We start from the raw sequence: 22030 nt of genomic DNA on the forward strand, positions 1-22030 counted from the left end.
GGCAGAGTTGGAAAAACAGATTAATCGACTTCCCCATTTGCCAAAGTGGTTTGTGGAAATCCCTTATCAAACCACTTGACTATTGGATCATCTTTTTTATGGAGTTCTCTTAAATAAATTTGAACAATGAACAATGGGGAGCATCTCACTTACGCGATGAGTAATTATACTTAGCTTAAAAGCCACTCTTAATCGTGTCTTGGAACGAAATAGAGGCTTTTAAAGACTGCGTACATAGAGAATTAAAACAAGAATTACCCTCGAAAAGCCTATTTTTCCCCTAAGTATTTATGCTCATTGCAAAGGTGAGATGCTCCCGAACAATGAACAATGAACAATGAACAATGAACAATCTAATTTTTTATGCTTGATATTCTAACAAATATCCTAGCTTCGCTGGTCAAATTATTCTCAAAGTATGATTGATTACGACGACAATCTTCTTCGCAAAATCTTGATTATTCTCCTTTCGATCGAGCTTAAAAAAATTTTTTCCCAGTCCTTGACAACTTATGTTAAGTTGATAGTGGCAGTTGCAAGAAATTAACCCCCAGTTCTCACCTAGGAATTGTTAAGATGAGGAATTTTTTCTCGTCGGTTTCTGGTGCGAAGAATGGAGTTGAAAACGATTACCTGTCCAACTCGATCCGGGTCCCTTGGTAGAGTGACTGACGGATAAGCTCGATCTGTTTGCAGATTTAGCTAGTTTTCTCGTCGCTAGTCATTCGATGATCAATGGGGAAAGATCGAGCCTACCTAATTTTAACTATCTTCTCTCCTCCCTAATCAAACAATGCCTACCATGACCTTAGTGTTACCAATGGTGTATTTACTGGTGATCTACCTCTTACTAGCGATCGCTAAAAAAGCTAAAATCAACTCCTAATCAGTGATCAGTGATCAGTTGATCAGATTTGAGTTTTAAGTGAGCAGTATTACAGCATTTCTCAGATACATGAGGTTCGTTCTTGCAGCTGAAATAGTTGATTAGCAGGTATTAGTGTCTGTGCTTCACCTTGACGAGAAAGGCTGTAAATAGCAGTTTCCTACTGTCTTTTCACTGATTACTGCTCCCTGATTACTGCTCCCTGAAAAAGGCTGACGGCTATAAAACGGGGACAGGCAATTGACGCTCCCGTCGCGCTCAAGCGAGGGATTCTTGATTCACCGAGTCCACTTAGACTAAGTACCTTGCGATTCTCAACCCAGAGGTGGTTCTCTCCTCAAGCGTTAACTTTGGGTGCGCCCCACCCTAGTTGTATTTCTACAAAATTTGCTTTAATTGAAGTGTTAGCTTCAAATACTGCTTTGTCTAGTTCCTGCAAAGATTTTACCTACCTACAGGTAGAAACTAGAACATTAGGTAGAACCCCATATCTTTGATTGTCAAGGTGCAGATAGCGTAGTGATTAGACTACAGGGGTTTTTCAAGCGGTTGTTTACCCTAGCCGCTATAGTTATATGGTAGCTATTTTTCGTGAGTACTTCAAACCTTTAAAGGAAAAAAGACTGCCAAGGCTAATGACCCCAAAAGAAGAGCAAGCGCACTTCGGCATACGCAACTAGAATGCCATTAACAATGTCAGAAGTCATTCGAGATTTCGCTCTTGAGACTAGACACTTATTTTTAGCTGTGGTTCGCTGTTCTATACTGGCCTTTGTTTCATCCCATCTGTAAAACCGAGGGTCTTCACCCGACATTGCAGATAAACCTTTTCTACCCGGGGAGAAAAACCGAGCCATTGACGAGATAAACGAGCAAAAGTGTCAGGATCACCGCTAACTGCGAAGTTGGTAGGTAGGGGTGTTTCGGGATTTTTTAGACCTAATAATTCTAGTTCTTTTTCCGCCGCTCGGACAACGGAAGCGGCGGGATCTACCAACCGCACGGAACTAGGTAAAAGACGACGTAAAACCGGGGAAAGATGGCGATAATGGGTACAACCATAGACCAGAGTATCAATATTTTCTGCTAGTAAAGGCTGAAGATATTCCCTAGCCACCTGCGTGGTGTAGGGGTCAAAAATGCGGTTAGCCTCGATCAAAGGGACAAATTCAGGACAGGGAATTTGCCAAACTTGGGCAGTAGGATCGATTTCTTGAATGGCTTGTTTATAGGCATTACTTTTAGCCGTAGCGGGAGTAGAAATCACCCCAATGCGCTTTCCTTTTTGCACGGCAGTTTTTGCCCCGGGTAAAATTACCCCCAAAATTGGTAAATCTTTAAATTCGGCCTGTACTTCTTCTAAAGCCAAGGCGGAACTGGTATTACAGGCCATAATCACCATTTTCACCTGGTGCTCGCTCATCCAAGTGAGAATTTCCCGGACAAATTCGATAATTTCCCCTTTAGAACGGGTTCCGTAGGGAAGTCTAGCGGTATCAGCGAAATAGAGAATTGATTCTTGGGGCAGTTGTCGATACAACTCCCTTAAAACGGTCAGTCCACCCACACCACTATCAAACACACCAATCGGACTAAGTTGTGATTCTCTCATAGATAATATCGAGGAAAACGCTGATCTAAAATAGCTTTATTTGATGATATTAAAACACGGATTTTTTGATCAGTAAACTAATGCTCCAATCATTTAATCATTAACGGAGATTTCGTTGAATATATTCAATAATTCCCCTTGCGATCGCCGCCGCCATTTGTCGTTGAAAGTTGACATTGGCTAATTTAGCAGCATCCTCAGCGCCGGTAACGAAACCCACTTCCACGAGGGTAGAGGGCATTTTCGAGGTTCTCAGCACATAGAAACGGGCCCGACGCACCCCCCGATCGGGCAGATCGACACTGCGGACAATATTGCGATGGATGGTGTCCGACAAACGGCGATCGCCAAAGTAATAAACTTCCAATCCGTTGACATCTGGTCGTCCTTTCCCCATAGAGTTAGCGTGGATACTGACAAACAGATCGGCATCGATCTGGTTAGCCAGATCCGTGCGACCTTGCAGGGTGACAAAAAAGTCGCTATCTCTAGTTAGACGCACATCGATGCCCTGTTGTTGCAGAATGCGGGTAACTTCTAGGGAAATGGGCAGAATTACGTTTTTTTCCTGAAGGCCACCAATTCCGATCGCCCCCGGGTCCTTACCACCGTGGCCCGGATCGATCACCACTAGAAAGCGGCTATTGCCTTGTCGGGGGGGATTAGGAGTGGGGTTAGAGGAGCGCGGCGGTGGGTTAAATTGCCCCGTATCTGGGGGTAAAGGGACAGGTATAGTGGTGTAGTCAGGAACCTGAGAAACGGGGCTAGAATTGCGGGAGGAAAGCAATTCTAGGGCTAGGGTTTGATTGCCCGTTTGAGTTAATTGTCCCAGTTGAAAACCCGCGGCCGTCTGTACCAAAATCAGCACCTTATTGGCGCTTTCCTGACGTACCCGCAATTGATAGATGGGACTAGAGCGACCAAAGCGCGGACCGCGAAAAGACTCGGCTAACTTAGCATTTTCGATGCTTAGTTCATAGACACCATCCCGGTTAACACTGCCGTTAGCTTTTAGGGGTAAATCCGCGCGAATTAACAGGCGATCGTTATTACCCGCCAGATCGATCGAGGAGATCGTGGCCAAACGATTGCTCGAAGGGGGATTATTGGCAGTTTTCGCGGGGGGATTATTGGGACGGGGATTGGGATTAGTGGCGCTAGTGGGGGGGGGAGAGGAGATATTATCCACGGAACCCAGACCACCCCTAGGCAGTAAAACCAAACCACCAAAACGACTATAGAGAGCTTGCCAATCGGGACTATCCTTATTAACGCTCAGGGAAATCTTGGCCCGTTGATTGGCAGTCTGACTGAATTGAATATCGCCGACCCCATAGCGATTGACGGGGATAGTTTGACCGGTGAGACTACTGGGTAAAGTGGCCCCGGGTAATTCAAATTCGATTTTTTTGCCGTCCCGGCTGCGTTGACTGCGGATTGATCGCTCATCACCATTTTGCTCTAAACGGACAAAAAGACCATTGCGAGTTACCTGAAAATCATCGTTGTTGTCCGTCTGGCTCACTGGAGGTGGGGGAGTGGGACGGGTGGAACCGCGATCGGGGGGAGGTGTGGGGTCAGGGGTGACGGGTGGTTGCGTTTCCTCCCTAATTGGTTGGGGTTCTGGCAATTCCACTGTCCATTGGGTGGGCGAAATTCCGCGAATTTTTACCTGTTGAGGATCAAAGGTGTAGCCTGGGGCCAATTCAATCACTAAACGGGTAGTTTCCGCATCAAATTGACCAATACGGACACTTCTGACGATATTGCCAATGGGCCGGTTAATATTGGGTTGCCCTAACTTGATCCCGGGCAGATCGATCACGATCCTGGTGGGGTTAGTGATCATTTGCGCTCGCGGTTGCACTCGATTGTCGGTGGTGAACACCAGACGATTCTCATTGGTGTCGAATCGCCAAAAGACGAGCTTGCCGGCCCAAGCAGGGGCCGCCACCAGCAACCAAGTTAATGCGCTTAGGAATAACCAATGAAATCTCACGATCGATGCTCCCGTTGCTCAGTTATCAATTACCTTTTTTCGGTAAAAATGGACAATTTTGTCGATTTTTGACCATCCATAGCTCCGTTAATGCTCTGAGAATGACTATCAATAAAAACAAGCTTATGGGACGTTGGCATGGTCTGCTATGTTTCTGATCAGTGATCAGGGATTGGTTGTTGGGGTGTTGGGGTTTTGGGGTTTTAGTTGAAATTACCCTATCTCCCTATCTCCCTATCCTCTAGCTCCTAACTCACTGCTCACTGCTCACTGATTGAGGGCTGGCGGTAGGTTCTTTAAATACTAACCTTAACAGGGGCGGAGCGATAAAGGTAGTCAAGATCACCATCATAATAATGGCCGCATCGGCAGCGGGGGATAAAGCGCCACTAGCAGCCCCGACTCCGGCAAAGACTAAACCCACTTCACCCCGGGGAATCATGCCAACTCCGATCGCCAAGCGATTGAGTTTTTCCTGACTGAAAACGGCTAACCCCGTTACCACTTTACCCAAAATAGCGACGACAATTAGGAAAGCGGCCAAGACTAATCCTTCTCGATTAGTGGGAATAGCGGGATTAAGGACACTTAAATCGGTTTTTGCCCCCACACAGACGAAAAATATCGGTACAAATAAATCGGCGATCGGGAACACTTGTTCTGCCAATTCCGAGCGCTTTTCCGTTTCCCCGAGGACCAGGCCCGCGGCAAAGGAACCGAGAATCGCTTCTAATTGGATAACTTGGGCAATATAGGCAAGAATAAAGGCGAAAATCAGGGAAACTAAGAGCAATTGTCCCCTAGTTTTCATGCTATTAACTAATTGAACGTAAAAGGGGCTTAAAAAACGACCGATCAGGATCGCACCCACCACAAAAGCGCTGGAACTAATCACTAGATAAATTACTTTGCTAATCTGCACTTCTCCAGTCTTCACCAAAGAAGCAACGACAGCGAGGATGATAATACCGAGAATATCATCGAGAACCGCTGCCCCGATGATAATTTGACCTTCTTTCGCCGATAACTGCCCTATTTCTGCTAAAACCTTGGCGGTAATGCCGATACTGGTAGCGGTTAGAGCTGCCCCGGCAAAAATGGCGGGAATGGTGGCCAGATGAAAGATATAGATTAAACCCAAAGTACCCACCAAAAAGGGAACCGCAACTCCCACCACTGCGACGACGGCTGCCTGCGGACCGACGCGAATTAATTCCTGCAAGTCTGACTCTAAACCGATCTCGAACAGCAGGATAATTACCCCCAATTCCGAGAGGACGGAAATCACCTCACTGGCAGCACTAAAAACGGCGGGAGATTGCTCCGGGGTGAGGGGGGAAGTGGATTGTAGGAAGTGAATTAGGAGAGAATCCTCGAATCCCGCTCCTCCTTCTGGAAAAACCAGTAATTTTAGGGCAGAAACCCCGATAATCACGCCACCGACTAATTCTCCTAACACGGGAGGCAAGTTGAATCGCACGCATATTTCTCCCCCCAGTTTACAGGCGAAATAAATAACGGTCAAACTCAGCAGCACGCAGGCTAAAACTAAGGCACTATCGGCAGTTTCGGCTGTAGCTGCCGAGGCTAACAGGGGAATGTTAAAACTCCAAGCGGAAGAAAGAAAAGGCTGTAGTATCATCGCTCGCTCAAAATTACTCTCAATACTCTAACAAGCTTGCGGCCTATTCAGTCATCCCTGCTCAAAGTTTGCCGTTCTATTAAACTTACTCAAATCTACTCATGAGCAAATTTGAAGCTAATTTCCTGCTTCAAGGTAGCAGTGTCGGCACTATCTACTCCCCAGGCTGACACGGTGGAACTCACCGCCAAAGAAGCTAGATTGAGACTAGCGTTCAAGTCTCTATCACAAACAAAAGAGCATTGTTCACAATCAAAAACTCTTTCGGATAAAGATAGAGACTCTTTTTTGTATCCACAATTGGAACAGATTTTGCTACTGGGGAACCATCTATCAGCTACGATTAACTCCGCACCATACAACTGAGTTTTTTTGTTGGCTTTTGAAACTATTTCAATAACTTGAACCTCCTTCTGAAGTGCGGAATGTAGCCCTCTAAAATACCTCTGAGGGGGTTGCGGGCTTTTTCTTCTAATTTTTTACCCCGCACCCAAAGGACAGCACAAAATCCGAACCGCTTCCTTGCCTTTTTCCCATATCCTAACTACCAATATAACACTATTTCATTAATCAGAAAAATTACTTAAAAAACTCTGTATCCTCTGGGTCTCTGTGGTGAGCAATCAATTACTCAATCGACACTTTAGACATCTTCCACTACTTTTACCATTCCTTCTCGACCAACTTCTCCTAACTTTTCTCCCCAAACCTCCCAGCAATCTTCACAGGATTTTCCTACTCGTTTTTTGACGTTAATTCGGTAATAAAAATGTGTTTCATTATCTCCCACTAATTCCCCTGAAAATATTTCCCAATTGGGACTAACTAACAGCAGGAGTTCGTTAATTGGATCGTAAATATCCACCTCTGGATGCGCTCTTTCGGCAATTCGTCTTAACTTGATATCTGGCAGATACATAAATTTAGGTTCACAGCAGGAATTGACCATCAGCCACAGACAACCTGGCCCCTCCACTCGGTAATTAACCCACGCAATTGCTGCTGCTATTTCTAACATTTCATCCGGCATTTCATCAGGAGTGGGTAAGTGTAAATCCACTCGCATTATCCAATCACAAGATTCCTTTTTAGCCATGATTTTATAACTCTATATAGAACATTTTTACTAACTAATGACACGAGCGGGTATTTAACGGGATGGTCTGGGATTTTAGAAGCTCTATATCTGTCAGCACTTGAGAAAAATTAACCCATTACTTTAATAATAATAAACGCTGGGGAGATAAAGTAACAGTCCAAGGCAAAGCTTGCTCCTTAATTTCTAACCATTTATCCTTATATAACTCTGCTTGGATATGAAAATCGCGGTCGTGGTTGGAGGGTTGATTAAGTTTCAGATAGAGAGTCACCCGATGGGGTCCTTCAATGGCATTAGCTAACCAACAGGGAAAAGTATTAATATCGCCTAAATCTCGACCAAAAATAATTTGATGGGCGCGAATTCCCGTATAGGCTAAATAGTCGGGAATTCTGGGGACGGTGTGTAATTTAACATCCCAATCAATGGCCTCCAATTGTTGATTATTAATGATTATAGCACGGGAAAAATTCTTACAGCCCGTAATTTTTGCCAAACTAACGCTATCTGGTCGCTCAAAAATTTTCTGTTTAGAATTATTAGCAATTGCCCGCCCTTTTTCCATAACTAATAAATTCTCACATATTCGATAGGCTTCATCCATATTGTGGGTAACAAAAATTGTCACGCCATCGTAATTACTTAAAGTTTTGATCATCTGACGTTCTAATTGAGCGCGTAGATGGGTATCAAGGGCAGAAAAAGGCTCATCTAATAATAAAGCTTCCGGACGACTAGCTAAAGCGCGAGCGATGGCGACCCGTTGCTGTTGTCCCCCCGATAATTGATGGGGATAACGGTTTTCCATGCCGGGTAACTGCACTAATTCTAATTGAGTGGCAATCTGCTGACGGATAATTTTTGTGGGTAACTTTTGCGAGAGACCAAAAGCGATATTTTCTGCCACGGTGAGATGGGGAAAAAGGGCATAATTCTGCACCACAAAACCGATACGACGCTGACGACTGGGGAGATTAATTCCCTTTTCGGAGTCGAAGAGAATGCGCCCATTTAAGACAATACGACCCCTTGAGGGCGTTTCCACACCAGCCAGCGATCGCAAAATCAGGCTTTTTCCCGACCCCGAAGCCCCTAATAGTCCTAGGGGCTGATTTTGGCAGTTAAAAGTTACCGAGAGGTTAAAACCGGGTAAAGATTTCTCTATATCGACAAATAAGCCTATTTTATCCCTATAATGATTATTTTCAGCTTCTAAAAGGGCAAAATCGCGACCCTGCCAGGGTGGCAGCCAGTCCTCCATCTCGTTAGGTTTGCTTTCTCCCGGTCGTCCTAATTGCTGTTTACGTTGACTTTGCCAGAGATTAACGGCGATAATCCCCGATAGGGAGATTAACATGATAATAAACACCCATATCCAAGCCTCAGTCATCGCTCCTGCTTCCACAGCGAAGAAAATCGCCATCGGGATAGTTTGAGTTTGCCCCGGAATATTACCCGCTAACATCAAAGTCGCCCCAAATTCCCCCAAAGCGCGGGCAAAAGCTAGGGTTAATCCTGCTAATACTCCGGGGAAGGAGAGGGGCAAAAGTACGCGCCAGAATATTTTCCCTTCCGATGCCCCTAGGGTGCGGGCAACCTGTAGGATGTTGGCATCCACCTGTTCAAAAGCCACTAGGGTGGTTTTGTACATCAGGGGAAAAGCCACCACCGTCGCGGTGATGATGGCGGCATACCAAGTAAAAACGACGCGAAAGTTAAATAAGTCTAATAACTGTCCTAATAGTCCGTTTTTGCCGAATAGGAGCAGTAAAATGAAGCCTAGCACCGTCGGGGGCAAGATTAAGGGCGCGACGAAAACTCCCTCGATTAGGGATTTCCACCGTCCACGATAACCTAACATCCAATAAGCGGCGGCAATACCGAGAAAAAAGATGATTATCAGGGCAATGGTGGCGGTTTTCAGGGATATCCATAGGGGGGAAAAGTCTGGCATTGTTTATCTGGCTATTCCGAAGCCGAATTTTTCAAAAATGTTTTTAGCGGCTTTCCTGATGAGATATTGGGCGAAAGTCTTGGCAGCTTGCGGGTTTTTACTGGCTTTGATCACAGCTATGGGGTAAATAATCGGAGAATGGAGATTATTGGCAGCCGTAGCCACTACTTTTACCCGGTCGGAAATTTTGGCATCGGTGATGTAAACAAGGCCAGCATCGGCGTTACCGGTTTCTACGGCGGCGAGAACATTACGGACGGAGTTGGAAAAGACCAGTTTTGGTCTTATTTGCTCTAAAATGCCGAGATTTTTCAGAACTTCTTCGCTGTACTGACCGACGGGAACGCTGCGCGGTTCACCCACGGCAATTCTTTTGACATTACTGTTAGTCAGGGAACGAAAATCGCTGATTTTTAGGGTGGAATTCTTGGGAACGATTAAAACTAGGCGATTAGTGAGCAGGTTTCTTCTGGTACTTCTATCGATTAAACCAGCTTTTGCTAAAGCGTCCATTTGCTTAGTCGCGGCCGAGACGAAAACATCGGCCGGCGCACCTTGTGTAATTTGCTGTTGCAAAGCTCCCGACGCACCGAAGTTATAGTTAACTTTAATGTTGGCATGGGCTTTTTCAAACCCCGGCTTGATTTCTTCTAGGGCATCTTTGAGACTAGCGGCGGCAGAAACTAGAATTGTCTGGGTTTGTGCAGTGGCGATAGTAGAGGAAAAAAGGTTTATGTCTGGAGATAATAAGCAACTAAGGACAATTGAGCCGATAAAAGCCAGAAAATATCGTCTTTTCATCAAGATTGATAGCAAGCGATCGATATTTATACATCTATCACAACCAATCCACCGCCCGAAATCTGTATCTAGGGTTTGCGGCAAAAAGTTTTTCTTGGGGAAGTGGGGAAGTGGGGAATGGGGAAGTGGGGAGATGGGGGAGTGGGGAAGTGGGGGTGTGGGGAGAAAAAAGCTGACTCCTGACTCGGAGAATACTGTCTCGGAGAATACTGTCTCGGAGAATACTGACCCCTGAATCCTAGAACTTAGGGAATCCTGTGAATTTTGAGGAAATTAGTGCCTTTAGTTTTCTGCATGGGAATTCCCGCCATAATCAGGATTTTATCGCCCGATTGCGCTAGATTTTTCTGAAGCAGAATTGATTCCGTTTGCTTTAACACATCCTCAAAGACGGACACCTGATGATCAAGAAGAATCGGGATCACACCCCAGACTAGATTGAGACGGTGATAGACTCGTTTATTGGGAGTCATGGCAATGACGGGAACCGAGGGACGTTCCTTAGAAGCCAGTAGCGAAGTGTAGCCAGAGGTGGTAAAAGTGACAATATAACGGAGATCAAGGGTTTGATCGATCGCCACTAAAGCCTCACTGAGAGCGTGAGTTTCATCGGACTGATTGGGGGGAGCATTATCAAACTTCACATCCGCTTCCACATCATGGGCGATTTTGGCCAACATAGCCACAGCTTTGACGGGAAAATCTCCCACTGCTGATTCCCCCGATAACATCACCGCATCGGTTCCATCGATAATCGCATTAGCCACATCACTAGCCTCGGCCCGAGTCGGTCGGGGATTGTTAATCATGCTTTCTAACATCTGGGTGGCAGTGATGACGGGAATAGTTTTCATGTTGCAGAGTTTGATAATGCGTTTTTGCAACATGGGGACTTTTTCGGGACTTAATTCTACCCCCAAATCGCCCCGGGCCACCATAATTCCGTCACATTCCTCGATAATTGACTCCAAATTTTCGATCGCTTGCGGTTTTTCAATTTTAGCTATCACTGGCACATCCGCATGATTTCTCTCGGCTAAAAATGCCTTAATCGCCTTGATATCTTCTCCTTTACGAACAAAACTGAGGGAAACCCAATCAACCCCCTGAGAAAGACCAAATTCTAGGTCTTGTTTGTCTTTTTCGGTCATGGAAGGTAAGCGCAAATTGAGACGGGGTAGATTGACTCCCTTGCGACTCTTGAGAATTCCTCCCTCCAACACTTGACATTTCAGGTCTTTTCCGTTAATTTCAACGATTTTTAGCTCTAATAAGCCATCATCAAGGAGAATTTGCTCACCTAACTTGGCTTCCTCGGCCAGATAGGGATAATCGATCGAAACGGTGTTCGCTTCTCCCCGATACTCATCCATGGGTACAAGGGTGAGATAATCGCCGTCGTTGATGGTAATGGAACCATTGGGGAGATTACCAACGCGAATTTTCGGACCTTGTAAATCTTGCAGGAGAGTGATAGGATTGTCTAATTCTTGAGAAATTTGCCGTAAAAGGGTAACAACTCTCGCATGATCTTCGTAGCTACCGTGGGAAAAGTTTAGCCGCGCTACATTCATCCCCGCACCGATCATCTGCTTGAGGACTTCTGGCGAATTACTGGCAGGGCCGATCGTGGCTACGATCTTAGTTCTATGGGTAATAATTGACATGGAACCCTTACTAATCGATCTTGGGACGATTACATGATATTCACTTTAGGTTAACTAAAAGTGAAGTGGAAAACAAATTAAGCTTTTCCACAGACTTGCAATCGCTCCCGGTCCGCTCCTGAGCAGTCAGGAGCCAGCTATCAGCAGCAACCGTTGATATCTTTAAGGTAGGATAAACTAATAACCATCTCCGCTCGTTTAGATTTCGTTATGACCAACACATTAGACGATAAAGCCATAGTCAAGGACTATTTTAACGCCACAGGATTCGATCGCTGGCGCCGGATTTATGGGGATGGCGAAGTTAACAAAGTACAAAAAGATATTCGCATCGGTCATCAACAGACGATCGATACCGTTATCGGTTGGTTAGAAAGTGATGACAATTTGCCCAATCTCTCGATCTGTGATGCCGGTTGTGGAGTCGGTAGTCTTAGTATTCCCCTCGCTCAAGCGGGCGCAACTATTTTCGCCAGTGATATTTCTGAGAAAATGGTGACAGAAGCCAAGGAAAGAGCAGCCAAAGAGTTAGCAGATACCAGTAAACTCACCTTTGCCGTTCAAGATTTAGAAGCATTAACCGGCCAATATCACACGGTCATCTGTCTTGATGTTCTCATTCACTATCCCACAGAAGAAGCATTAGGAATGATTAAACACCTGGGATCCCTAGCTCAATCCCGTTTAATCCTCAGTTTTGCCCCTAAAACCTGTTTATTAACCATTCTCAAGAAAATTGGTCAATTTTTCCCCGGTCCGAGTAAAACCACTCGCGCCTATCAACACAAGGAAAAAACTATTGTCGCCGCTCTCAACGAAAATGGCTTTAAAATTGAACGGACGAGCATGACTAGCACTCGTTTCTATTTTTCCCGTATCCTCGAAGCTGTCCGCAGTGAATAAATAATGGCAGTCACCACCAGCAAATTAATCGAGTGGAAACAGCAAAAACGCGCGATTGTCACCCTCACAGCTTGGGATTATCCGATCGCGCGACTGCTCGATCAAGCAGGAATTGATATTATCTTGGTAGGTGATTCCTTGGCTATGACCGCTTTGGGCTATCCTACCACTTTACCGATCACCCTAGAGGCGATGATTCACCACGCGGCGGCCGTGTCTCGTGGGGTAAAACAAGCTTTAGTTGTCTGTGATTTGCCTTTTCTCAGCTATCAGGAAAGTGTCAGTCAGGCAATTCACTCCGCCGGAAGGATGTTAAAGGAAGCGGGAGTGCAAGGGGTAAAATTAGAGGGAGGTTATCCCGCTATGATCGAGACTATTAGCCGTTTAACCGAGATAGGCATCCCTGTTATGGGTCATATCGGATTAACTCCCCAGTCAGTCCATCGGTTAGGATACCGTCAGCAGGGAAAAACTCCATCGGATGCACAAAGATTAATCGAGGAAGCTTTAGCCTTGGAGAAAGCGGGAGTATTTGCCCTGGTTTTGGAACATATTCCCGCCAATTTAGCCGCTACTATTACCGATAAATTGACTATCCCGACGATTGGTATCGGTGCGGGGGAAGATTGTGATGGTCAGGTGTTAGTAACGGCGGATATCCTAGGATTAACCGAAAAAGCTCCCCCTTTTGCCAAAGTTTATGCTAATTTAAGCGAAGCAATTACAAAAGCAGTGGTGGAATTTGCCAAGGATGTGAGGGGAAATGAATAGCGGCGAAAAAGCTACCTTTGGGGCCGGCTGTTTTTGGAAAACCGAGGACGCATTTCGGCGTTTACCTGGTGTTTTAGCGACTTCTGTGGGTTATATGGGGGGAAATTTCCCCAATCCTAGTTATCTCGATGTGTTATCGCGAATTACCGGTCATGCGGAAGTGGCACAAATTGCCTATAATCCCCAAGAGATAAGCTACGAGGCGTTATTAGCCGTTTTTTGGTCAATTCATGATCCGACTCAGTTAAATCGCCAAGGACCGGACCGGGGAGAACAATATCGATCGATTATTTTTTATCACACCCCGGAACAAAAGTTAATCGCCACTGCTGGCAAGCGTCAACTACAACTATCGGGAAAGTTTCAGCAAGATATCGTTACTTTTATCGAACCCGCAGGAGATTATTATCTGGCCGATCAGTCCCATCAACAGTATTTGGAGAAAAAACAGGCTCGATCGGTCGCGGATTTCCAGAAGAAAATATAAATACAGGTTCGGGGTATAATGTAAAGTTGCTTTCGCAGGAGATCAGGAAAAATGCCCGAGGCGGTCGGAGTCATTCAAACGTTGGGTTTTCCCCCCGTTTTAGCGGCGGCGGATGCCATGGTTAAAGGGGGACGAGTCACCCTAGTTTATTTTGATCTAGCGGAAAGGGGCGAATTTTTGGTGGCGATTCGCGGTCCGATTTCCGAGGTTAAACCAGCAGTAGAGGCAGGATTAGCGGCGGCGATGACCGCTTTTGGTGGTAATGTGGTCAGTCATTACATCGTACCGAATCCTCCAGAAAATGTACTGGCAGTTTTACCAGTGCAGCATACGCCTAAGTCAGACCGTTTTCGCAGTTAATTTCCCTAGCGATTTACCCCAAACTAGACTATAGTTAAAGACTGGAAAATAGATTGGATTCTATCAATTAAACTTATCTGATTTTTGTTATTAGGAGTTAATTTATGACAGCCCAACCCGCGGTGGGATCGATCGAGACCAAAGGTTTCCCCGGTATTCTAGCGGCCGCCGATGCGATGGTAAAAGCAGGACGGATCACGATTGTTGGTTATTTAAGGGCAGGAAGCGCCCGTTTTACCCTCAATATTCGTGGGGATGTACAGGAGGTAAAAACCGCTATGGCTGCCGGCATTGAAGCCGTCAATAAAACCGAGGGGGCAGCTTTAGAAACCTGGGTAATTATTCCCCGTCCTCATGATAACGTGGTGGCTATTTTACCGATCGATTATAGCGAGGCAGTGGAACCTTTTCGTGCCGCCGCCGACGGTGCGATCGCTCCGATTCGTCGTTAATATTCAAGGTCAATTTTTTGTTACTGGTTGGAACTTGTCTAGTTCCAACTTAGTTTTTGATGTTGACATCCTCACCGCCGTAAACGGACGGTGATTCCCAAACCTCACGATTTAGGTTTCTGCTTCTTTCCCGAAGGATTTTTCGCACCTGCCTTAACAGATTTACTCTGTTCTGGTCTTATGGTCGCTCCACAGACTGACACCGCAAGCCCTGCGGCCAAAATATTTTTACTGGCGTTAATATCTCGGTCATGGTGAGTCCCACAGTCTGGACAGTCCCATTCTCGAACATTTAACGGCATTTTCAAGGGCAATATACCCGCAATTACTACACCTTTTAGAGCTAGGAAACCATCTATCTATTTCGATGTAATTTCTTCCATACCAACGGCATTTGTAGGCTAATTGTCGGGTAATTTCTCCCCAGCTTACATCAGATATTGCCTGAGATAATTTCGGGTTTTTGACCATATTCTTAACGGCTAAATTCTCAATAACAATCGTTTGGTTTTCACGAACTAATTGAGTGGTTAGCTTGTGTAAATGGTCTTTTCTGCTATCGGTGATTTGAGCGTGAATTTTGGCTACTTTGATTCTTGCTTTTTCCCGATTTTTTGACCCTTTCTGTTTTCTAGAAAGGCTTTTTTGGGCCTTTCGCAGTCTCCGATAATGCTTTTTAAAGTGCTTAGGATTAGATACTTTGTCACCATCGCTGGTAATCACAAGGCTACTAATTCCTAAGTCAATTCCGATGGCTTTATCGGTTGGGGGTAATGGCTTAATCGTTGGGTCATCAAATCTTATTGAGATATGCCAACGTCCTGAGGGATGTAATCTGACTGTTACTGTGCTTGGGTCACAGCTTTCTGGTATTTGTCTTGACCATCGAATCGCTAAGGGTTCCGTGCATTTGGCTAAATAGATTTGTTTGTCTTTAAATTTAAAGGCTGATTTGGTAAATTCGGCACTTCCTCCTTGATGTTTTTTCTTAAAGTTGGGATACTTAGTACGACCAGCAAAGAAATTAGTGAAAGCTGTTTGTAAATGTCTTAACCCTTGTTGTAAGGGTACACAGCTAACTTCGTTTAAAAACTCTAATTCTTCTTGTTTTTTCCAATCGGTTAGCATTGAAGAAGTTTCAGTATATCCTACTCTTTCTTGTCTTTCGTACCATGCTTGTGTTCTGAGATGGAGTGCCTTATTGTAAACCAATCTTACACAGCCCAAAGTGCGCCGCAATAGCGACTCTTGTTCGGGTGTTGGGTAAAATCGGAACGAGTAGGCTTTTTCCATACCTCACATTTTAGCATATATTTTGTAAACGATGCTCATATTTAACAGTAAAGCCGTCGTAGAACGACGGGGTTTCAGACCCAAAATTTTCGATGATTTAAGTTTTAGTCAGAAAACCGAATTTGATAATTGCTGCAACAGTTGCACCGATAACAGTGACTATCAAAGCCCATATTTGAGCCGTTGCCCTTTCTTTCAAGTCTTTGACATCTTCTTTGATTTGGGAAACTTCGGTCTCTATTTTCGGCAATACTTCTAGTTTTGTTTCGATTCCCTTCAGGTTTCTGACATCTTCTTTGAGTTGGGAAACTTCGGTCTCTATTTTCGGCAATACTTCTAGTTTTGTTTCGATTCCCTTCAGGTTTCTGACATCTTCTTTGAGTTGGGAAACTTCGGTCTCTATTTTCGGCAATACTTCTAGTTTTGTTTCGATTCGCTCTAACCGATTGTCAAGTTTAGCGAGAATATCTTTTAAGTCAGTTTCAATGATAATAGGGTTACTCATGGGGAGATTCCTAGATTTTTATGGCTTTGTTTATCGTCAGGTTTGGGAATCGCCGTCTGTTTTACGGCGGCGAGGATGTCAGGTTTTACTCGACTCGATTAGAGCGCTAGTCAACCCTTCTAGGGTGTATTCTCGCGCCTCGATATCAACACGACCAAATAACTCTTGACAGGTTTTTGAAGTTTGCGGACCGATAGAAGCCAGACAAACTTTTTCTAATAGGGAATTAACCGATAATTCTGCCGTTTCTTGCAGCAATAACTGATAAAAATTCTGGACGGTTTTGGAACTAGCAAAGGTGACTATATCGACTTTCCCCTCTCGAAAGGCTTCCCAGATGCCCCTATCCATGCGCGCTGGACATCTGGAATCGTAGGCGGCCACTTCCGTCACCTGACCGGCTTTGGCCGTTAATTCCTTAACTAATATCTCTCTGCCTCCCGTTTCCACGCGAGGAAAGAGGAATTTTTGCCCCCTAATCGGGTCGGGAAACTCGTTTACCAAAGCATCAGCGACAAAATCCCCTGGGATGAAATCCGCCTTTAATCCCCGTGAGTGCAAAACTTGGCTGGTTTTTTTGCCCACCACGGCGATTTTTACGTTCGCTAAAGCCCTAGCATCTTTTCCCCAAAATGTCAAGCGATCAAAGAAAAAATTAACAGCATTGGCAGAAGTTAAAATCAGCCAATCAAACTCTTTTAACTGAGCGATGGCATCGTCTAAACCTTGCCAACGGTCGGGGGGACGAATCTCTAAAGCGGGCATTTCTAGGACTTCTGCGCCTTGATTTTGCAAAATTTCGCTAAATTGACTCGTTTGCTCGGCGGCACGGGTAATAACAATAGTTTTACCTCCTAGGGGTGGGGGAGAGGACATAATCGCCAGATCCACAACTTGACCAATGACCATAATAGAGGGTGAGAGGGACACCCCGGCGGTTTGAGCGAGAATATTTTCTAAAGTGCCGCGCCAAATTTGTTGATCCTTGCGTCCCGCCTGGCGGATAATAGCGATCGAGTCGTCAATATTCCGCCCATTTTGGCATAATTTCTCGATAATTTGCCCTAAAGACTGACCGGCCATCAATAGCACCAGCGTATCAATTTTAGCTAAAGCTGACCAATCGAGAGACTCGGGATCGTGAGCGCTCAAGACCGCAAAACAGCGACTAATATCCTTTTCCGTCAGGGGAATTCCGGCCAATAAAGGAGCGGCCAAAGCGGAGGAAATTCCAGTTATCAGTTCAAAATCACAGCCAGCCCGCTTTAGGGCCAACATTTCAGGATATACTCGCCCAAAAACCCCCGGATCACCACTTTTGAGCCGAATAACTCGTTTTCCCTCTTGACAATAATTAACCAATATCCGATTAATCTGATTTTGCTCGGCGCCGGGTTGTCCTCCCCGTTTGCCCACATCGACTAAAACACAGGTTTTCGGCACGAGGGAGAAGATTTGACTATCCACTAGGGCATCATACAGCAAAACCTCGGCCGTGGCTAAAATTGCTCGCGCTTGCAGGGTGAGAAAACTACTCTGACCGATTCCCGCACCGAGAAGATAAACTTTACCCCGGGGATAGACGACTCCTGACATAATCGCAAATTTGGGTTTAATCTTTAATTTAGCACTGGAGAAGAAACAAATTACTAACGCAACCAGGGCAGCAGTAAAGTGACGAAATAATATACTAGGGGAGCGGTGAAGACATAACTATCAGTGCGATCGAGTATACCACCGTGACCGGGGATTAACTGGCCGGAATCCTTGACCCCAGCATCGCGTTTCATCATCGATTCGGTCAAATCGCCCAATAAACTGACAATACCAATTAATAAGCCCAAAATTAGGCCCGTCAGCTGCCAATAGGGCCAATCTAAATACCAAGCACCCAAATCGGCCACCGCTATACTGCCTAAAATGCCAAAAAAGGAACCTTCCACGGTTTTTTTGGGACTAATCAGCGATAAACTGGTTTTCCCTAACCATTTTCCCATGATATAAGCTCCGATATCGGCGGCCCAAATGCAACCGAAAGCTAGAAAAGTCACCGTCAAAGCGGCCGGGAATAATTTCGGTTCCATCCACGATTCTGGCCAATATCCCATCAGGGGTAAGTTACTGGCCATAGCCACCGGACCACTTTCAGGAGAAAAACCGACCCGTAAACGAATCCAATAACTAGGTAAGTAACCACCATAAAACAGACCGAGAATTGAGGTGGAAATGTCGGCAATTGTCGCCATTTTGGGCTGAAAGAGCAGATAAAAACAAATTAACGCCCCAGCGAGGGGAAACATGGCATCGGTGAGGGGGGCTGCCATAGTTGCCGTCAGTAGTAATAATTGCGAAACTACGAGAGTGGTTTTAGCGGCCGGTTCAATGCCTTTAGCGCGAACTAAGCGAAAATACTCCAATTGTCCCAAAAAGACGATAACACCGATGCCGAGGGTGAAATACCAACCCCCAACGATAATAATTCCCAGTGCGAAGGCAATAGCAAAAATAGCGCTGACAATGCGTGGCCAAGGCATGGTTAATCCAGAGAAGTTAGGCGGCATTGTCATAATTATATAGATTAAGAAAACTTTATGGAAGGTTATCCCCAATTAAAGTTTATCGCCACTCAGGATGAACATGGGATCAACGGCGGCAAAAACTTGCTGAATACCCCTAGTTTCTAGGCGATTTACTGCCGCTTGTACGATCTCGATATTACGCGCCTGTAAATTAGAAAAGCCTTCGGAAAATTGATAGAGGGTTTCTAAATTATTGGCCGTAGCCACGATGCGGCCGTTGGGTTTCAGGTATTGCCACACTTCTTGCAGGACCGATTTAATCGGTTTGCCGCCCTCGATACAGACGCGATCGGGTGCTAGGGATATATTGGGCAGACAATCGGGAGCACTGCCTTCAAAAACTGTAACATTTTTTAGCCCGAAGCGATCGCAATTACGTCGGATTAAACTGGCCACTTCTTCATCCCTTTCAATGGCAATAATCGGACTATTGGGGCATAATAAGCCAATTTCAACGGGAATAGTGCCGGTTCCTGCCCCGATATCCCAGAAAACCCCCCCATCACCTAACCTCAAAGCGGAAATCATCAATAATCTCACCTCGCGTTTACTCAAGGGAATCCCGGGCAAACGTTCAAACAATTCATCGGGAATACCAGGGGTTTTATATAACCAAGTCATGGGGAATCAATTATTGAGAAGCTTCACTACCAAGCATTATTATATAAATTTGTCCAAGTTTCTTTATTAAGTAAACAGGGACTTTTCTAGTGGGACTTAGGCGTTTTCGGTCAGCAAAAAAGGCTCAAACCATTACGGGACAAAGGGTTAACCTCGATTGATGATTTTCCTTGATCTATCTGGGTTTCAGCGATTTTGGGCTTCTCGAAGTAAATCCCAAGCGGGGATTGGAGTTGAGGCTTTTCTCGATTTGTTTTTTGTCTAAGTCCCACTAGAGATAAAACCCTGATTATCGAAAAAATCGGGTCTAAAACCTCGCCTTAAGGCGAAAAGTTTTTGGAGCGGGGCATAAATTCCCGTTACAAAAACGGCCTCCTGCCCCCTGCCTTCGTTAACAGTTATCAGTTATCAGATGTGAGTTTTTAATTGTGCAGTTATCTTAATGGTGAGGTAGGAAGTTTTCCTTTTGGGGAGTCGGTCGTCGGTGGTCAGCAATAAGCTGTACTGCGTTCAAACCGCGCGGGGGAATTTTAGTACAAATGCTCACCACCCTCTCCCTGCTCCCTGCTCATAGACAGTCTTAACGAGCAATTTAGATAGTCAACAGCTTACTGCCGATCATTACCTCACCTTGGCGGCGTATTATTGACAATATTGAGAGCATAAAGGCGAAAACGCTCTAGATCGGCTTGCAGGGTTGATTCCACCACTCGACCGAGGAAAAGATTATCCATCAATTTTCCTAACCAACCTGGTATAGCATAGGCTGCTGTCAGTCGCACAATACTCCTACCATGACGGTCATAAAAACGAATTGCCCCGCGGTTAGGCAACCCGTCCACGGATTCCCATTGAATCATCTGGTGGGGGACAATTTTCAGTATCCGTGACAACCAAGTAAATTCTAGACCACCACTGGCTAACTTCCAACGGGAAAGCTCTGGCTCCTCCTCTAGAATTTTCACCGATTCGATCCATTTCATCCACTGGGGCATTTGTTCTAAATCTGACCAGAGAGCCCAAACCAGATCGATCGGCGCGTCCACTTCTACCTGTACACTATGTTCTAACCAAGTCATTCGTTAATTCTGGCGATGCTGAATATTTCTATGATAACGGCTATTAGTCTTTAGCTTTTGACTCAATGATAAAATAAAAACAATCTTCGAGGTTTAATTTTACTATGTTAATCAGAAAACTGCTCGAATGTGAGGAATTCATCGCCGGTGATCATACCCGATTGCGCGAGTTATTGCATCCCGATAAACAGCCGTTAAATCTACGTTATAGTTTAGCCCACGCCTGGGTAGATGTGGGGGAAACTTCTACTCCTCACGCTTTAAAAACTGCGGAAGTTTATTATATTTTGCAAGGACAAGGGGAAATGCACATCGATGAGGAAGTGCAATTAGTGACTGTCGGTGCTGCCATTTATATACCTCCTCTAGCTAAACAATATATTCATAATTGTGGGGAGGAACCCTTAATTTTCTTGTGCATTGTCGATCCTGCTTGGCGAGTGGAAGACGAAATTATCTTTGAGTAAAACTAATGAAGATTGGCATTATTGGACTGGGTTTAATCGGTGGTTCCTTGGGATTAGATTTTCGCTCACAAGGTTATAAGGTTTTGGGAGTTTCCCGTCAACAATACACCTGTGATATCGCTGTACAAAAAGGAGTGGTAGATGAATCTAGCACCAGTTTAGAATTATTAGCTACTGCCGATTTAATCTTTATCTGTACTCCTATACATTTAATTGTGCCAACTTTGGAAAAATTAACTCCCTATTTAAAAACCCAAACCATTGTCACCGATGTGGGATCAGTTAAAGGGGCAATTGTAGCCAATTGTGGCCAATTGTGGCCAAATTTTGTCGGTAGTCATCCTATGGCTGGGAAAACCGAACAGGGAATTAATGCGGCAGAATGTGGTTTATTTGTCAATGCCCCATATCTGATTACTCCCCTTGAATCTACCCCTAACTTTGCCGTGGAAATCTTAACTGAAATCGTGCAGAAATTAGGCTGTAAAATTTATTATTCCTCCCCCGAAGAACACGATCGAGCCGTGGCATGGATTTCCCATCTGCCAGTAATGATTAGTACCAGTTTAATCCAAGCTTGTGCGAAAGAACAAGACCTGAATATTCGCCAATTAGCGGAAAATTTAGCTAGTTCTGGTTTTCGCGATACCAGTCGCGTCGGTGGTGGCAATCCCGAATTAGGTTTAATGATGGCTAAATACAATCGTCAAGCTTTATTGATATCTTTGGCAAATTATCGGCAAAATCTTGATCAAATTGTTGACTATATTGCAGGAGAAAAATGGCAGGAAATAGAGGAAATTCTCGTTTCTAGTCATCAATATCGAGCCAAGTTTATTCAATCAAAATAACA

The 22030-nt window shown here is 45.0% G+C and carries 19 protein-coding genes and 2 pseudogenes; 7 read left to right on the forward strand and 14 right to left on the reverse strand.

Features of this window, described 5'->3' with window-relative positions; translation table 11 throughout:
- Positions 1-1646 precede the first annotated feature (1646 nt).
- The 8 genes and pseudogenes from murI to pyk form a co-directional block, all read right to left on the reverse strand.
- On the reverse strand, positions 1647-2498 hold the full coding sequence (gene murI / locus H6G48_RS11440; RefSeq protein ID WP_190721794.1) for a glutamate racemase: 852 nt from the start codon (positions 2496-2498) through the stop codon (positions 1647-1649).
- Positions 2499-2598: 100 nt separating this feature from the next.
- The gene (locus H6G48_RS11445; protein ID WP_190721796.1) at positions 2599-4497 is read right to left on the reverse strand and encodes an N-acetylmuramoyl-L-alanine amidase; all 1899 of its coding nucleotides are present in this window, start codon (positions 4495-4497) and stop codon (positions 2599-2601) included.
- A 253-nt stretch (positions 4498-4750) separates the two neighbouring features.
- Positions 4751-6139, reverse strand: a complete 1389-nt coding sequence (locus H6G48_RS11450; RefSeq protein WP_190721798.1) for a cation:proton antiporter — start codon at positions 6137-6139, stop codon at positions 4751-4753.
- A 95-nt stretch (positions 6140-6234) separates the two neighbouring features.
- Positions 6235-6510 (reverse strand): annotated as a pseudogene (locus H6G48_RS11455) (zinc ribbon domain-containing protein); the annotation flags it as partial.
- A 272-nt stretch (positions 6511-6782) separates the two neighbouring features.
- Positions 6783-7235, reverse strand: a complete 453-nt coding sequence (locus tag H6G48_RS11460) for a hypothetical protein (protein ID WP_190721800.1) — start codon at positions 7233-7235, stop codon at positions 6783-6785.
- Between the two features lie 118 nt (positions 7236-7353).
- Positions 7354-9192 (reverse strand): molybdate ABC transporter permease subunit, encoded by a 1839-nt coding sequence (gene modB, locus H6G48_RS11465; RefSeq protein ID WP_190721803.1) that lies wholly within the window; start codon positions 9190-9192, stop codon positions 7354-7356.
- Positions 9193-9195: 3 nt separating this feature from the next.
- On the reverse strand, positions 9196-9993 hold the full coding sequence (gene modA, locus H6G48_RS11470; RefSeq protein WP_190721831.1) for a molybdate ABC transporter substrate-binding protein: 798 nt from the start codon (positions 9991-9993) through the stop codon (positions 9196-9198).
- Between the two features lie 245 nt (positions 9994-10238).
- Positions 10239-11660, reverse strand: coding sequence for a pyruvate kinase (gene pyk, locus H6G48_RS11475; protein ID WP_190721804.1), 1422 nt, complete (start codon positions 11658-11660; stop codon positions 10239-10241).
- A 210-nt stretch (positions 11661-11870) separates the two neighbouring features.
- Here pyk and bchM point away from each other — a divergent pair, with 210 nt between their 5' ends.
- The 5 genes from bchM (at position 11871) to H6G48_RS11500 (ending at position 14633) form a co-directional block, all read left to right on the forward strand.
- Positions 11871-12563 (forward strand): magnesium protoporphyrin IX methyltransferase, encoded by a 693-nt coding sequence (gene bchM, locus H6G48_RS11480; protein WP_002758172.1) that lies wholly within the window; start codon positions 11871-11873, stop codon positions 12561-12563.
- A 3-nt stretch (positions 12564-12566) separates the two neighbouring features.
- A complete protein-coding gene (panB, locus tag H6G48_RS11485) occupies positions 12567-13334 on the forward strand; it encodes a 3-methyl-2-oxobutanoate hydroxymethyltransferase (RefSeq protein WP_147072148.1) in 768 nt (255 codons plus the stop codon).
- A complete protein-coding gene (gene msrA / locus H6G48_RS11490; RefSeq protein WP_190721806.1) occupies positions 13327-13821 on the forward strand; it encodes a peptide-methionine (S)-S-oxide reductase MsrA in 495 nt (164 codons plus the stop codon). Before panB ends, msrA begins: the two co-directional genes overlap by 8 nt.
- Positions 13822-13872: 51 nt before the next feature.
- Entirely contained in the window at positions 13873-14181 is a 309-nt protein-coding gene (locus H6G48_RS11495; protein ID WP_002732196.1) for a carbon dioxide-concentrating mechanism protein CcmK, read from the forward strand.
- A gap of 104 nt (positions 14182-14285) precedes the next feature.
- The gene (locus H6G48_RS11500; RefSeq protein WP_008200430.1) at positions 14286-14633 is read left to right on the forward strand and encodes a carbon dioxide-concentrating mechanism protein CcmK; all 348 of its coding nucleotides are present in this window, start codon (positions 14286-14288) and stop codon (positions 14631-14633) included.
- A 104-nt stretch (positions 14634-14737) separates the two neighbouring features.
- Here H6G48_RS11500 and H6G48_RS11505 read toward each other — a convergent pair.
- The 6 genes and pseudogenes from H6G48_RS11505 to H6G48_RS11530 form a co-directional block, all read right to left on the reverse strand.
- Positions 14738-15926, reverse strand: a pseudogene (locus H6G48_RS11505) (RNA-guided endonuclease InsQ/TnpB family protein).
- A 97-nt stretch (positions 15927-16023) separates the two neighbouring features.
- Complete coding sequence (locus tag H6G48_RS11510) at positions 16024-16431, reverse strand: 14-3-3 family protein (RefSeq protein ID WP_002782142.1); 408 nt, start codon at positions 16429-16431, stop codon at positions 16024-16026.
- A 78-nt stretch (positions 16432-16509) separates the two neighbouring features.
- The gene (cobA, locus tag H6G48_RS11515) at positions 16510-18027 is read right to left on the reverse strand and encodes a uroporphyrinogen-III C-methyltransferase (RefSeq protein ID WP_190721808.1); all 1518 of its coding nucleotides are present in this window, start codon (positions 18025-18027) and stop codon (positions 16510-16512) included.
- Positions 18028-18080: 53 nt separating this feature from the next.
- Positions 18081-18998 (reverse strand): phosphatidate cytidylyltransferase, encoded by a 918-nt coding sequence (locus tag H6G48_RS11520; protein WP_190721810.1) that lies wholly within the window; start codon positions 18996-18998, stop codon positions 18081-18083.
- 42 nt (positions 18999-19040) lie between these two features.
- Entirely contained in the window at positions 19041-19631 is a 591-nt protein-coding gene (cbiT, locus tag H6G48_RS11525) for a precorrin-6Y C5,15-methyltransferase subunit CbiT (protein ID WP_190721812.1), read from the reverse strand.
- 626 nt (positions 19632-20257) lie between these two features.
- Complete coding sequence (locus H6G48_RS11530) at positions 20258-20710, reverse strand: SRPBCC family protein (RefSeq protein WP_002758186.1); 453 nt, start codon at positions 20708-20710, stop codon at positions 20258-20260.
- Between the two features lie 104 nt (positions 20711-20814).
- Between H6G48_RS11530 and H6G48_RS11535 the strand changes: the two genes are divergently transcribed.
- Entirely contained in the window at positions 20815-21177 is a 363-nt protein-coding gene (locus H6G48_RS11535) for a cupin domain-containing protein (RefSeq protein WP_190721814.1), read from the forward strand.
- A gap of 5 nt (positions 21178-21182) precedes the next feature.
- A complete protein-coding gene (locus H6G48_RS11540; protein ID WP_190721816.1) occupies positions 21183-22028 on the forward strand; it encodes a prephenate/arogenate dehydrogenase in 846 nt (281 codons plus the stop codon).
- Positions 22029-22030: the final 2 nt, after the last annotated feature.

The organism is Microcystis flos-aquae FACHB-1344 (assembly GCF_014698375.1).
Lineage (GTDB): Bacteria > Cyanobacteriota > Cyanobacteriia > Cyanobacteriales > Microcystaceae > Microcystis > Microcystis aeruginosa.

Excerpts from the sequence above, each read along its gene's own strand:
- pyk (WP_190721804.1), bottom strand. The coding sequence starts at position 11,660 with ATGTCAATTATTACCCATAGAACTAAGATCGTAGCCACGATCGGCCCT.
- murI (WP_190721794.1), bottom strand. The coding sequence starts at position 2,498 with ATGAGAGAATCACAACTTAGTCCGATTGGTGTGTTTGATAGTGGTGTG.
- H6G48_RS11520 (WP_190721810.1), bottom strand. The coding sequence starts at position 18,998 with ATGACAATGCCGCCTAACTTCTCTGGATTAACCATGCCTTGGCCACGC.
- cobA (WP_190721808.1), bottom strand. The coding sequence starts at position 18,027 with ATGTCAGGAGTCGTCTATCCCCGGGGTAAAGTTTATCTTCTCGGTGCG.
- bchM (WP_002758172.1), top strand. The coding sequence starts at position 11,871 with ATGACCAACACATTAGACGATAAAGCCATAGTCAAGGACTATTTTAAC.
- H6G48_RS11450 (WP_190721798.1), bottom strand. The coding sequence starts at position 6,139 with ATGATACTACAGCCTTTTCTTTCTTCCGCTTGGAGTTTTAACATTCCC.
- modA (WP_190721831.1), bottom strand. The coding sequence starts at position 9,993 with ATGAAAAGACGATATTTTCTGGCTTTTATCGGCTCAATTGTCCTTAGT.
- H6G48_RS11460 (WP_190721800.1), bottom strand. The coding sequence starts at position 7,235 with ATGGCTAAAAAGGAATCTTGTGATTGGATAATGCGAGTGGATTTACAC.
- H6G48_RS11510 (WP_002782142.1), bottom strand. The coding sequence starts at position 16,431 with ATGAGTAACCCTATTATCATTGAAACTGACTTAAAAGATATTCTCGCT.
- H6G48_RS11535 (WP_190721814.1), top strand. The coding sequence starts at position 20,815 with ATGTTAATCAGAAAACTGCTCGAATGTGAGGAATTCATCGCCGGTGAT.
- msrA (WP_190721806.1), top strand. The coding sequence starts at position 13,327 with ATGAATAGCGGCGAAAAAGCTACCTTTGGGGCCGGCTGTTTTTGGAAA.
- H6G48_RS11540 (WP_190721816.1), top strand. The coding sequence starts at position 21,183 with ATGAAGATTGGCATTATTGGACTGGGTTTAATCGGTGGTTCCTTGGGA.
- modB (WP_190721803.1), bottom strand. The coding sequence starts at position 9,192 with ATGCCAGACTTTTCCCCCCTATGGATATCCCTGAAAACCGCCACCATT.
- cbiT (WP_190721812.1), bottom strand. The coding sequence starts at position 19,631 with ATGACTTGGTTATATAAAACCCCTGGTATTCCCGATGAATTGTTTGAA.
- H6G48_RS11530 (WP_002758186.1), bottom strand. The coding sequence starts at position 20,710 with ATGACTTGGTTAGAACATAGTGTACAGGTAGAAGTGGACGCGCCGATC.
- panB (WP_147072148.1), top strand. The coding sequence starts at position 12,567 with ATGGCAGTCACCACCAGCAAATTAATCGAGTGGAAACAGCAAAAACGC.
- H6G48_RS11500 (WP_008200430.1), top strand. The coding sequence starts at position 14,286 with ATGACAGCCCAACCCGCGGTGGGATCGATCGAGACCAAAGGTTTCCCC.
- H6G48_RS11495 (WP_002732196.1), top strand. The coding sequence starts at position 13,873 with ATGCCCGAGGCGGTCGGAGTCATTCAAACGTTGGGTTTTCCCCCCGTT.